Below are 13,275 nucleotides of genomic sequence, written 5' to 3' on the forward strand. Positions count from 1 at the left end.
AATTCCCAGAATTCAGTGTCTTTTCTGAACTGAGCGGTGCTTCCCGGAGTTGTTATAGATAAGTTATCAGGTAGAATTTCCTGAAATTCAGATTCGATCATGGCTCAAATTAGGAGAAAATCCGAAAAACGAAAATACTTATTTTAGGTAAACTTATTCGTAATGGTTAGGAATCAGGATTGGTGGAAAAGCTGAACGGCGACCGCAGATATCGTTTTGGTACCACTGCGATGAGTTGATCCCGCTCATCTTTATCAATGATCTCACACTCCAGGGTGTGACCGACGATCATTTTTTCCAACTCCAGTTTAGCCAGGATCCCCGGTAGGGTGGAAGCGGCAGGTTTGTCCATGCCATGGATGCGAATTTTCTCAATACGCTTGATTGCACCGCTTGCTGTGCCATCCTGATTCAAAACGCTGATCTCAAAAGTATTACCGTCCACTATACTTGTGACCAGGCCACTGAGCTTCTGCTTTTTCATAAGGGGCGTTCCCTGTTGCAATCCAATAACAGATCGTTGGGGTAGCTGTTGCTTGTCTGGGTTAAAGATACGCACGAGATGAGTGGTGCCGGTTTACCGGAAACGAAGGTTGGATTTATATGTTGCGGTTGACTTCATATACAACCAAAATCTAGCACGCAGAGGTCCCGGGGACAATAAAAATATTTATATATTATAAAATATTATATAAAGGGTTGAATTTATTTTATATTAGCGCCGGAGGATAACATTAACTGGAGGAGTTTTACGATGAGAATTACCACAATTGTTGTTTTAGCGCTGATCTTTTTAGTTGGCTGTGAAAACCCGGCTCAAACCGAGCGCAATCATGTTCTTTATCAGGGGCAGATTGTCCAAACTGAAACAGCACCGTTTTTGTTGAATAACCAGGGCCTGGCTAAAGTTTCTGACGGAACTGCGATAATTGAAGAAACCACGGCTGACGGAACCGTATATGGTCTTCAGGATGAGTCAGAGGTATATGCTGCAGAAGGTGGCGAAGTGTTACCCAAGGACACCTGGATCGATAATCAGGATGGAGAAGCCATCGAGGTCAGTCTGACTGCCGGTTTGGTCATCACTTTTGAGCAGCTGGCTACCGTGACCATCGTTGAGGCTGTGAATATCAGCTATATCAGCGAGAGCGGACAGAAGGTATTATTCTCAGGCAGCGGTGTGATCACTACCACCCAGATATCTACTGGAGAAGAAGGTTCAGTAACCCTCATATCCAATACAAAATTTGGAATTGGTAGTGATGGTGGTGACAATGGTTAATTGTAAGTGACTATTTGATGGTAATCATTATCTTATTTACACGTAAATTAAAGGAAGACCCATGCAAAAGTCTTTGATTCCAGATAAAAAGACCAATGAATGGTTGGAGTTTATCAGCCGGTTGGGACTGGTCAACATCGGGGATGCTCGAGCGGTGTTTCTGTCAGGGGACTATACTCAGTTGGCAGATTTAGGACAGAAAGCCCTGTATACGGCAGGTCGAGGGAAAACCCTTTCGCTGGAGGGGAATCTGATCGGGTCAAAAATGTCCTTTGATGAAGCGCAACTATTGGCCGAGACCCGCAATGCTGAGCAGAACTATGCCAGCAAGGATGAGATATTGGCTTATGTCCACTATGAACGGGCTGTCTTTTTTGAGAAATATGGGGAAATGTTCAATGGAATGAGCTTGTTCCGATCGGCCAAACGCCTGGTTGAATCCAAACCACTTGATGCCGTGATCGATTATCAGATCTCCGCCATACAACTAGAGGATGGCACTGGTAGTTCTGCAAAGCAAGCTCAAAACTGGATTAAGTATTTTGCAGATAGTGGCATGCAGATCATGCATATCATTGCTCTTCGCCGTTTAGCAAAACACTTTCGTATTCAAGGTGAGTTTGGGGAAACCGAGCAGCTTTTGATGTCGGCGTTGGAGCTGGGGATCGACTATGAATATCCATTTCTGGTTGAGCAGATAAAAAATTCCTATGGATATCTGTTATATAGTAAAGGTGATCTTGCAGCAGCCAGAGATCTTTTTCAACGATTGGCTAACAACACTGAAAGCAAATATATTAAGTCCACAGTTCTTGAAAATCTGTATCTGATTTTCTATGACGAAAAAGAATATGCCGCTGCAGCTGATCATCTGGGACAGGCTGTGGATCATTGTCAGAAATATTCCATCATTTCCCAGCTTCCTGATGAATGTCGCCATTTGGGTGATCTGTATCGGGAAAAGCTTCAGCAACCTGAAATTGCCACCCATTACTACAATATCGGCTCACAAGCCGCTTTAAAGATGGCAGAGTATGGTTTCAGTCTAAAGGGTGATAGATTGGCTGTTGTTAAGCGTTTTGAGCAGCGCGCCAAGGTCGGGTACAGTCTACCGGAATCACTGGGATCTCAGGAGCCCCCTTTTGCTTTTGCTATCGGGAAAACATGGAAACAGATCAACGATCTGTTTCAGTTCTATCTCATTCGCAATCATCTTGAATCTGGTAATAATGTTTCGAGTCTGCCTGCCAAGTTGGGGTTGAAACCAAGTACATACTACGCTATAAAGCGGCGTTTAAGTCAACATGGATTTAACTTTGAGGGAAATACTTCACAATTACCCATAAGCCTTAAAAAGCGCGAGCAAGTAACCCTCAGAGCCTATGTGAATGGCTTAACTGAATTGACCTGGAATAAAGCCAATCAGCACTTTGAAAAGGAGATCATCGAATTCCTGTTTAAGCAAGTTGGCTATCAGAAAACCAAATTGGCTGATGAATTAAAGGTGAGTTATCCAACCATTCTTCAAAAAACACGTTCCCTTGGAAATGTTTGAGGAGTAATTCTTTAAGCTAAATACCAGTTCAATCTTCCAGCTAAATAATATTTGTCCCTCCAGGAGCCTCATTTACTTCGGACTCTTTTTTACACTATTTTCATCTCCCAATGCGCGTTTTATCAGTTAGCGGGATTCGTCCATGTCCATCCATGCGATCTCAAAATTGCGAATTTATCCATTGTCACAGATGCGCAGATGGATTACCACCCGTCTATGACTTCCAGACTACATCGCGGCAAGTAGCCCTTACAGTCCTCGCAAATGAGGACACACACCGAAGCTCATGATGTACATTTTGGTGTAAAAATGGTATTTAGCCATCCCAAACGTTTTCAAGGCGCTTCATAAGCAACATTAAGGAAGCCTTGTAACACGCAGTATCATACTGGCATTAAGTCAATTTTATGTTTAAGTTAGCCAGAATTAGCCGAAGATAGGGTTGAAGCTGAATTGATGAACTTTATGCTTTCTGCCAAGACAACAAATGTTATGAATGGATGCAATGAGCAATGCGATACTATGAGCTGATCGGACTCAAGCGAGAGCCCTTCTCCATGACCCCGGATCCGGAATTCTTTTTCGAGTCTAAAGCCCATGGTGAAATTCTTAATCGTTTAGAAATCGCTCTGCGGTTGAACCGGGGGCTTTCTGTTATTATGGGTGGTATCGGCACCGGAAAAACAACCCTTTCGAGACTGCTATTGAGTCGTTTTGTCGATTTTGGTAAAGACTTCCAATTTTATCTTATCATGGATCCCACCTGGGAAAATACACGGGAATTTCTGGTGTATCTAAAACGACTCTTCGGACTTCGGGGAAGTTCTTTGTACCAATCGGAGATGCTAAACCAGCTTGAAAATTTTTTGATAGATACAGCAATTAAAAAAGGTAAGCAGATCGTTCTGATTATTGATGAGGGTCAGAAAATGGGAGCTGAGCAGATCGAGGTCATTCGAACCCTGCTTAACTTTGAGACCAACAGTCGGAAACTTATTCAGGTTGTGATCTTTGCTCAACCTGAATTTAAAGAAGTGGTAGAAGCTCACGAAAATTTTCGAGATAGGATTGCTTTTGGTGCCAGAATTCCCCCTCTTGATCGTGAGGACACTATTTTTTTTGTTGACTTTCGAATCAAAACAGCAGGATATGAAGGCGAAGAACCACTTTTTTCCAAGGAAGCCAAAGAAATGATCTTTCAGCATACCGGTGGGTATCCGCGGAAAATCGTCAATATGTGCCATCATCTAATTGTGGATATGCTGGTCTATAATAAAAAAGTTGTCGATGGTGCCGCAGTGCTTAACCGTATAAATAGTGATGAAAATAACTATGCCGGCTGATGAGAAAGATTCGGCAGCAACCAATCGACTTCTGGACCTGCTACGTTCACAACAAGCCGGCAAGTCTACTACTGAAGGTAATGCAAGCGGAACCCTTGATACTCAAGCAGATCCAGACTCGACCCAGTCCGCTAGCGAAACTCAAACAGCTCCTGAGCAAGGCGCAGCCTCTGTAAGCTCTAGCATTGTTCCAGAAACAATCAGTGATCAACCACCACCTCAGGCCGAGAACTCCCAGCCAGTGACTTCAGAAGAGATCATGGACAAATTGGGGAGGGGTAGCGCAAAGGATCAGAAATCAGCACCTCCCGGATCCGGTCAAGTAGATAGTGCTGCTCAGGGGACAGCCGCAGCTTTTTCTGAATCCGCAGATCCGCAGGACTCTCAGGTAAAGGCTCGAGGCGCGCATGCTGATCAAGCTGATCCTGATGAGAAAGTGATTTCGGATATCTCAGTTGCTGATCCCGGAGAAAGTCGCATTGATCCGGATAATTTTCAGGTAAGCCAGGATGTTCAACCACCAAATCAAGCTATTGATCTGCTCTATGAGTTTAGTAACTGGGCTTTGGGTATTCGGCAAAAAATTACCGTTCAATGTTCATCTGATTGCATTCGCATTATGAAAATGCGCTCGGTGGGAAGTCGAAACATCATTTATGGAATGGACGAATACAGACTGCCCTATGAAGTAGATGATCGAAAGATCACCCATCGTAGTGACCTGTTGAGTCATATACTTGATTCTCTTGATAAAAAGGTTTGGAAGAAAGATACCATGTTTCGAACCTATTCATCACAGATCGAGACCCACACTAAGGTTTTTAAGGCTCCTCCGGTCAAGGGTAAGGAGTTTGCTGAGCTGATCACCTGGTCTGCCAAGAAAAATCTACCATTTAGTAGTGAGAACATCAATATCGATTATCAAGTACTGGGATCCGAAAAGGGAGAGATCAAAAAAAATATCATCATCGGTGTCGGCAATAATGAGACCATTAGCCATTTAGGCGATCTGTATAGAAAACGGAAATTTGATCTCCAGAGTGTTTCAACTATCCCATATCTGGATTGGCAGACCTTCAAACATTGTTATCCTGACCGACTGGGCAGCTGTATTGCCATTGTGCACATGAATAAAAGTGAAACCACTATCACAATGGTGAGATCAGGTCGCATGGAATTTAACCGGGAAATGAGTGTCGGGGTCAAGGATTACCAAAAGGCGCTGGTTCAAAGGGTTATGGTTGGCAATGATGCCGTCAATATTACTGAAGACATGGCCACTGATTACCTCATGCGTTATGGAATTCCAATAGAAACCACAGGGGATATTCCTGAAACCGGAATAAGTCTGTATAAGATATCCATTTTCTTACGACCGGTTATTGAAAGAATGACCGGTGAGATCAACCGTTCTCTTGACTATTTCAGGAAACAGGTGGCAGACGTTGAGTGTCAGGAGATCTACATCACCGGTCCGGGTGCTGCTATTCCGAATTTGGTTGAAACCTTTGGGAAACAACTCGAGCGCACCACAGAGCATCTAAACCCTTTGCGTCAAGGTGATTTTGAGTTTAAAGATCAAATGGATTTCGACTATCAATTAATTCCCATCTTCTCCACTAATTTTGCCCTGGCTCTCAAGCGCTCCACAGGTATTAACTTACTTCCGGCTCGCAGAAAACAACACTTCCAGTATCGGATGTTCAATAAATTTGCACTGTTCATAGCCAGTATCCTGATCCCTTTGTATATCATTCTGGGGTATTTTGCCCATAAAGAGACGGGGTATATGGAGGAAAGTGTTGCCACTATGAATAAACAGTGGCGGATGCTGTCAGAAAAATCCCAGGAATATTTCGCCATGCTGGCTGACCTTGAGTATTTAGGAAGCTACTGGGGGTTCATGACTAATGACCGGGTCAATTCGGACAATCAGATCAAGCTGCTCAAACTCATTTCATCTGAGATACCGGATAATATCAAGGTAACGTCCCTGGTCTTTCGTCCGGCCAGTAATCAGGGAGATGGGAAGACGATCAAGCAGGATGTCTATATTGACCGGATCGCCATGAGTGGTTTTGTAAATGCCAGTGCTGGTATTGCCGATATTCAATTGACTAACTTTATTATGCGGCTTGAGAGCTTGAATATGTTCACCAGCATTGATCGGGAAATTCAGGGTAATCCAAGCTCAGATGATGTAAGACTCTTCTTTACATTAAAAATTGGTGTCAGCGTTAAATGAACCGGAACATTTTCTTCAGTACGCTTGTTGCGTTGCTCCTGGCTACATCAGGCTGGTTCTATTATACAGTCGTTATTGCCGGGAATCAGATATCAGAACTCGAAACTGAATTAAGATCGATCAATAGCCGCTTTAATGAATTGGCAATGGTTTCTGAAAGTTATGAAGATTTTAAGTTGCGCTTTACTGAAAAGGTCGCTGATTTTGATACTTTAAAGACCGTTATTCCGGGTAATCAGGATTATGCCACAGTGCTTGAGCAAATCAGGCAAACTGCTGAGCGGCATAAGTTACAGATCATTTCCCTGGCTCCTTCGCTAAATGATATATATCCAGCACTGCATACTGAACTGACCATCCCCCGGAATCATGTTGAGTGTTATCCGGTGCAATTGAAATTCTATGGTGACTTTCTAACCATCGGTTCTTTTTTGGATGATCTCTTAGAACTGAAAAGCAATGTCAATATCGCAAATCTCAAACTGGAAACTGAGATGGAACATGGAGGCATGCTCACTTGCGAGTTAAATTTATATACCTACATATTCATTGAGGGGGGTTGATCACTTGTTCAAGCAGATGAATACCCGATCGATCGTTCTCCTGGCTGTATTGATTAGCTTGTTACTCTATTACCTCTTCACCTCAGGTATTTTTGGTAGCGGTGATGGTGAGGGAGACAATCTTTTCGGATTACCAATTGGAGGCTCATCTGATGCTCAAAAAACCGCTCTGAGTACCTCAAAATTTAGAACTGCAACGCCACTAAAAGCAGTGATCTGGAATGGTGGATGGGAATCGGACCCCTTTTTCTATGCTCAAGCCGAAACAACTGATGCACTGGGTGGAGGTGTTCTCGGCTCTATTCTTTTTGGATCACTTGATGGAGAAAATCGACCGAGTTTAGCACTTACAGGAATCTCCTGGAACGGAAATATTGGCATGGCCTTGATCAATGGCGATATATTAGAAGAGGGTGGCCGGGTGGCCGGTTATCAGATCACAAAAATTGCTTTTGATCATGTTATCATGAGAAAAGGTACCAGTATCGTAAAGGTCAACCTAGATGATTAAGAAGACACTTATAATTTTCATATTGAGTTCAACAGTATTATTTGCCGCACCTAAAACAGTATTAAACTGGATATCTACCTTTGTGGCCAATGGTGAGGCCGGTCTGGAAATATCATTATCCAATCGCGTTGATTTCAAGGAAAATCTTGGGCAATCGCCTCCCAAGATCACGCTGACCTTCCCAAAGACCAAATTAGTACAGGATGACTTTGCTCGTACCAGCAACGTTTCTCCGCTCATGCGTTTGGTCGTCCGTCAAAATCCTCATGAAGAGTCAGAGGTCATAGTTGAAATGTATTTTTCTAAAATTCCTCAATATACCACGCAATGGCTGGGAGATGATTTGCTCCTGGTTTCCTGGCCAGAGGTTCGTGAAAGAAAAGCGCCCCGACGTCAAAATCGAAGAGCAGATTTGCCTGGAACTGTGAGCATGAATTTTAAAAATGCCGACCTGGTGAATATCCTCAGGCTATTGGCACTTCAGCATCATATAAACATTATCACTGGCCCTGAAGTAGAGGGAGAAGTATCAGTGTCATTAAAGGATGTTGATCTTTGGTCCGCGTTGGATGCTATTCTCAAGGTGAATGGATTTGACTGGTTTCAACAAGGTAATATTATTGTAGTTAAACCCACGGACACCGAGATGGTCGGTGAGTTGGAAACCCGGGTTTACAAAATGAATTATGCAGATGCAGGGGCTATTTCAACTGCTTTGGGAAATGTGCTTAGCGAAAAGGGCAAGGTTCAACTTTTTTCACCAGTTATGGCAGGTGTCGGTGGGGGTGCTGCTGCGGGTGGTGCTGCTGCGGGTGGTGCGGGTGGTGCCGGTGGATTGGCAGGTGCCATGGGTGGTCTAGGTGGCGGTGCTGCAGCAGGAGGTATGGCTGGAGGTGCCGGTGGTGCTGGAGGAGTAGGTGGAGGAGCTGCTGGCGGGGGAACATTTGATCATATCGTTGTTACTGATCTCGCTCAGAATTTTGTGAGAATCGAAGCGGTTATCAGGGAATTGGATAAAAAAATCCCCCAGATCAATATTGCTGTCAAATTTATTGAGACAAAGTTAACCCTTGAAGAACGGTTAGGAATCAACTGGAACCTGAGAACCAGCTTAACCGGTCCATCTATCCAGGAAGATGCTACTACTGTTGAAAATCTGATCGAGATAGGCACAACCATGTTGACTGGCGGTAGTCAACTTAGGTTGGCGACTTTGAGTTTGCCCATGTTCTCTTCTCTCATGGAGATCATGGGAACCGATGATGACACGCGACTACTTCAGGAACCTCAAATCACTACTTTTGAGAATACTACTGCCGAGATCGGTATCGGTACCAGCTATCCGATCCTGTTGCCTCAGACTGAGGCCAGTGCCTTTGGAGCCGAAACCTATCAGTTCGAAGATGTTGAGATCAATGTATCGTTAATTGTAACCCCGCGGATCAACGAAGACCGCTATGTAAGTTTGAATCTTATAGCAACGGTTCAAGCCCTGGTCGGATTTGCCGGTCCCAATGGAGATCGCCCCATTGTTTCTGACCGATCGACCACGACGCGGGTAATGGTTGCTAATGGGGAGACTCTGCTCATCGGAGGATTAATTTTCGACCAAGTCAATAAATCGGAAATTTCCCCACCTATTATTGGTAAGATTCCCCTTCTCAAAAAATTCTTCACCCATACCCGAACCTCTACTGAGCAACGCGAATTGTTGATCTTTATAACCCCCAATATCATTAACATATAAAGTCCGATCAGATGCAACTCGATATAATTGATCTACTCCAATTTATCAGGCAAAGTGGTGCCTCAGATTTGCACTTACATCCCTTTTCCAGACCCATCGTTCGAGTTGATGGCGAGATCCGCAAAACTGACCTGCCCCCTATGTTGCCTGAAGATCTGCATATCCTCATTTATGGTATCATGACAGAATATCAGCGCAAACAATTTGAAGAAGACTGGGAATTGGATTTTGCTGCAGAATTCAAGGGGATCGGCCGCTTCCGGATAAACGTATTTAAAAGTATTCACGGAGATTCAGCAGTTTTAAGGTCGATCAATGAAAAGGTGTTTTCATTCGAGGATCTGGGTCTCCCTGAAATATTAAAGGATATGGCTCATCAGGACAAGGGTCTGTTTCTGGTGACCGGTCCTACCGGTAGTGGCAAATCAACCACACTTAATACTTTGGTTGATTATATCAACCGTACGCGCAAAAAACATATCATTACCATAGAAGATCCGGTGGAATTCACTCACACCAGCCAGGAATCACTGATCACCCAACGTGAGGTTGGCACCACAACACATGGGTTTTCCCAGGCGCTCCGCAGTGCCTTGCGCGAAGATCCTGATATTATCGTTGTCGGTGAAATGCGTGACCCTGAAACCACAGCCCTGGCAGTTACCGCCGCTGAAACCGGCCATCTTGTATTTGGTACTCTGCACACTGTCAACACGACTAAAACACTGGATCGGATCATTGATCAATTTCCGGCAAATCAGCAGAGTCAGATCAGAGTGATGATCAGTGACACCATCGTGACCATCGTGTCTCAAATGCTCCTGAAAAAGAAAGGCGGCGGCAGAGTAGCTGCTTTTGAGGTACTGACGGGCACGCCTGCTGTTGGTAATTTGATCCGCGAGGCCAAAACCTTTCAACTGCGCTCTATTTTACAGATGGGAGCTTCAGCTGGTATGCAAACTCTGGAACAATCTCTGGCCAATCTGGTCAATAGCAATCTCGTGGATTTGGAAGAAGCCACGCAGGTCGCAGCATTCCCGGAGGATCTGGTGAAGCTGGTGAAGGACTAAAAATGTATACAATGCAGGATTTGCTAACCGTTATGGTGGAGGCAGAGGCTTCGGATCTGTATGTTTCTGTTGGTGCTTTCCCCATGGTCAAGATATCTGGCGAAGTCTATCCCATTGAGAAGGAACAACTGTCAGCAGAGAATATCACTAATTTGAAACAGGAAATGCTGAACGAGGAACAACTCACAACGTATCATGCTCAAAAAGAATTGGATTATACCTTGAGTCTTGCGGGAGTAGGGCGTTTTCGGGTCAATTTCTTTCGACAACGAGGTACCGATAGTTTTGTTGTTCGTCAGATCGTTTCCACTATTCAGACCCTGGATGAGCTGAAGTTGCCACCTATCTTGAGTGAAATTGCCCTGAAGAATCGTGGACTGATCCTGGTGGTCGGGGCAACAGGATCTGGAAAATCGACTACTCTGGCAGCCATGATCGATTATCGCAATACCAATAAAACAGGTCATATTCTTACGCTTGAAGATCCTATTGAATTTCTCCATACCCATAAAAAGAGCGTTGTGAACCAACGTGAGATAGGGCACGATACGGATTCTTTCAGCAAAGCGTTGAGATCAGCCCTGCGGGAAGCGCCTTCTGCTCTGCTTATTGGTGAGATTCGGGACCGGGAAGCGATGGAGTCAGCCCTGTCCTTTTCTGAAACCGGTCATTTGGTGTTCAGTACACTGCATGCCACAAATGCATCACAAACGATCGACAGGATCCTCAGTTTCTATGATAGCTCTGAACAGGATCTGGCTCAGACCCAATTAAGTCAGAATTTATTGGCAATCGTTGCTCAGCGTTTGGTGCCAATGGAAAATGGGAAATTAACCGCGGCCCTGGAGATTATGATCTCAACAGCCAGGCTGCGTGATCTGATCCAAAAAGGTAGTATTGATTTGATCTCTCAAGCGATCAGTTCTGGAACCTCGGAGCATATGCAGCTGTTTGATCAGGCACTCTATAAACTATATAAAGAAAAGAAGATCAGCGAATTTGCCGCAATCGATTCTGCTGATCATCCCACAGATTTAAAACTAATGATCTCATCCCTGGAGCAGAGACAAAGTAGTCTTGAAATTAATCTCCTGGAAGATGAGCCAGTATCGTAAAAGGATCTATTATGGTAGGAAAACGAATTCTTATTGTTGATGATGAAAGATTTTTTATTGAACCGGTTAAGCGCTTGTTGGAAAGCCTCAATTATGAAGTGTTTGAAGCATACGACGGGATATCAGGTTTATCGAAAGCCCGGGAGGTCCAACCCGATCTGATCATGCTTGATCTGATGCTTCCAGGAATGAACGGTTACCAGGTGTGTCGTTTATTGAAATTTGATGAACAGTTCAGAGATATTCCGGTTATCATCGTTTCAGCAAAAGATAGTGATCGGGACCGCGAAGTGGGGACTCAGAGTGGTGCTGAACTATATCTGGTTAAGCCTTTGGATTATCAGACCTTCCCTGCAGAATTGGAAGCTTTACTCTAAAGCAAGTCTATGATCGCAATATTTGTTCTTTTATTCGGGTTGATCATTGGGAGTTTTCTCAATGTTGTGATCTATCGCTTTCCACGTGGAGAATCGTTGGCTTTTCCACCTTCCCATTGCCCTGCCTGTGATCATCAGATTAAACCCTGGGAAAATATCCCCATCATAAGCTATCTCTTTCTTAGAGGAAAATGCTCCTCGTGCCAGACTTCCATCTCCATGCGATATCCACTGGTGGAGGCACTTACAGCAGGAGTGTTTTGGCTAAGTTATCTGAAATTTGGTTTAACCTGGGATTTGTTGGTGTTTGCTCTTTTTGGTGCTCTGTTGATCGCTGTGGCTTTTATCGACATTGATCATCTGATCATTCCGGATTCCATGGTTATCCTTGGGTTGATCCCTGGCTTTTATCTCTGGTTCAGTAGCGCGGAACAACTCCTGCTGCCCCAGTTCTATGGCTTCATAGGGCTGGGTCTAATATTTTGGGCCATTCGCTTTGTGGGAGAGTGGGCCTTTAAAAAGGAAGCCATGGGGTTGGGGGATGTCAAATTTGCAGCCATGGCCGGCTGGGTTCTGGGGTGGGACGTGGGTATCGTAGCCCTCTTTTTAGCTTTCCTTTCTGCATCACTGTTATTTACTACGATGATTCCTCTGGGAATTATCGATCGCAAACAGCAAGTACCTTTTGGTCCGTTTATCTGTCTGGGGATCTGGTTGGGTCTCATGTGGGGTAGACAGATAATCGATTGGTATTTAACTATGTTCATTGGAGTTTAGCTCTGCATGGCTGGTGAGAAAAAACAAATTGGTCAATTGCTTCTCGAAAGTGGACTTCTTACTGATATTCAGTTGAATGAAGCCCTGGTTTACCAAAGGGAACATGGCCTGGTTCTGGGACGCGCTGTTGTCAGTATGGGCTTGGTTGCTGAGCGCGATCTCCTTAAAGTTCTGGGTGATCATCTTGGGTTACCTAGTCTGGATATATCCAAGTACAGTATTCAGGATGAAGCCCTTATGCTGGTGGATGAGGACTTTGCCCGCAAGTATAGCATCATTCCTTTGTTTTTGATCGAAAATACCCTTACCATCGCAACAGCTGATCCATTGAATATTGAAGTCATTGATGAATTAAGTCGTGCCAGCGGGATGGAAATCATGCTGGTATTATCCATTGAGTTGGAGATAGAACGCGCCATCGACCTCTATTATCGATCCACTACATCTCTGGCGCAATCGCAAGCAGCTGGAGATGATGTTCGGGTTGTCTCTCGTGAGATCCATGAGGATGCTGAGATCGTGCAGGTTGTTGATATGCTTCTGTTTGAAGCAGTCAATATGGAAGCCAGCGATATTCATGTTGAACCCCGTAAACATGATGCCCGGATCCGCTATCGTGTGGATGGTGTTTTACAACAGTACTATTCGATTCCATCTGAATCTGTTGCCCCTCTCATCTCCAGGATCAAG

General features: G+C 44.3%; 13 protein-coding genes. 12 read left to right on the top strand and 1 reads right to left on the bottom strand.

The annotated features are described in order from the left end of the window. Positions 1–166 precede the first annotated feature (166 nt). Positions 167–484 carry a hypothetical protein gene (locus tag U9Q77_03075; protein MEA3286346.1) on the bottom strand — a complete coding sequence of 106 codons (318 nt, stop codon included), beginning with the start codon at positions 482–484 and terminating at the stop codon, positions 167–169. A gap of 270 nt (positions 485–754) precedes the next feature. Between U9Q77_03075 and U9Q77_03080 the strand changes: the two genes are divergently transcribed. From U9Q77_03080 to U9Q77_03135, 12 genes are all read left to right on the top strand, one after another. Beyond that, complete coding sequence (locus tag U9Q77_03080; protein ID MEA3286347.1) at positions 755–1,282, top strand: hypothetical protein; 528 nt, start codon at positions 755–757, stop codon at positions 1,280–1,282. A 61-nt stretch (positions 1,283–1,343) separates the two neighbouring features. Next, positions 1,344–2,837, top strand: coding sequence for a tetratricopeptide repeat protein (locus tag U9Q77_03085; protein ID MEA3286348.1), 1,494 nt, complete (start codon positions 1,344–1,346; stop codon positions 2,835–2,837). Positions 2,838–3,349: 512 nt separating this feature from the next. Further along, on the top strand, positions 3,350–4,180 hold the full coding sequence (locus tag U9Q77_03090) for an AAA family ATPase (protein ID MEA3286349.1): 831 nt from the start codon (positions 3,350–3,352) through the stop codon (positions 4,178–4,180). Continuing rightward, complete coding sequence (gene pilM, locus U9Q77_03095) at positions 4,158–6,425, top strand: pilus assembly protein PilM (GenBank protein ID MEA3286350.1); 2,268 nt, start codon at positions 4,158–4,160, stop codon at positions 6,423–6,425. Before U9Q77_03090 ends, pilM begins: the two co-directional genes overlap by 23 nt. After that, entirely contained in the window at positions 6,422–6,988 is a 567-nt protein-coding gene (gene pilO / locus U9Q77_03100; GenBank protein MEA3286351.1) for a type 4a pilus biogenesis protein PilO, read from the top strand. Before pilM ends, pilO begins: the two co-directional genes overlap by 4 nt. A 4-nt stretch (positions 6,989–6,992) precedes the next feature. Then, a complete protein-coding gene (locus U9Q77_03105) occupies positions 6,993–7,499 on the top strand; it encodes a hypothetical protein (GenBank protein ID MEA3286352.1) in 507 nt (168 codons plus the stop codon). Next, positions 7,492–9,246 (top strand): hypothetical protein, encoded by a 1,755-nt coding sequence (locus U9Q77_03110; protein MEA3286353.1) that lies wholly within the window; start codon positions 7,492–7,494, stop codon positions 9,244–9,246. The genes U9Q77_03105 and U9Q77_03110 overlap by 8 nt, the downstream gene beginning before the upstream one ends. A gap of 11 nt (positions 9,247–9,257) precedes the next feature. Further along, positions 9,258–10,316 carry a type IV pilus twitching motility protein PilT gene (locus U9Q77_03115; protein MEA3286354.1) on the top strand — a complete coding sequence of 353 codons (1,059 nt, stop codon included), beginning with the start codon at positions 9,258–9,260 and terminating at the stop codon, positions 10,314–10,316. Positions 10,317–10,318: 2 nt separating this feature from the next. Next, positions 10,319–11,431 carry a PilT/PilU family type 4a pilus ATPase gene (locus U9Q77_03120; GenBank protein ID MEA3286355.1) on the top strand — a complete coding sequence of 371 codons (1,113 nt, stop codon included), beginning with the start codon at positions 10,319–10,321 and terminating at the stop codon, positions 11,429–11,431. Positions 11,432–11,442: 11 nt separating this feature from the next. Then, positions 11,443–11,808: a response regulator gene (locus U9Q77_03125; protein MEA3286356.1), complete on the top strand. Its 366-nt coding sequence runs from the start codon at positions 11,443–11,445 to the stop codon at positions 11,806–11,808. Positions 11,809–11,817: 9 nt separating this feature from the next. Beyond that, positions 11,818–12,585, top strand: a complete 768-nt coding sequence (locus U9Q77_03130; protein ID MEA3286357.1) for a prepilin peptidase — start codon at positions 11,818–11,820, stop codon at positions 12,583–12,585. Between the two features lie 6 nt (positions 12,586–12,591). After that, a partial coding sequence (locus U9Q77_03135; protein MEA3286358.1) for an ATPase, T2SS/T4P/T4SS family occupies positions 12,592–13,275 on the top strand: 684 nt, incomplete at its 3' end.

The sequence above is a fragment of the Candidatus Neomarinimicrobiota bacterium genome, from assembly GCA_034716895.1.
GTDB lineage: Bacteria > Fidelibacterota > UBA8477 > UBA8477 > JABMPR01 > JABMPR01.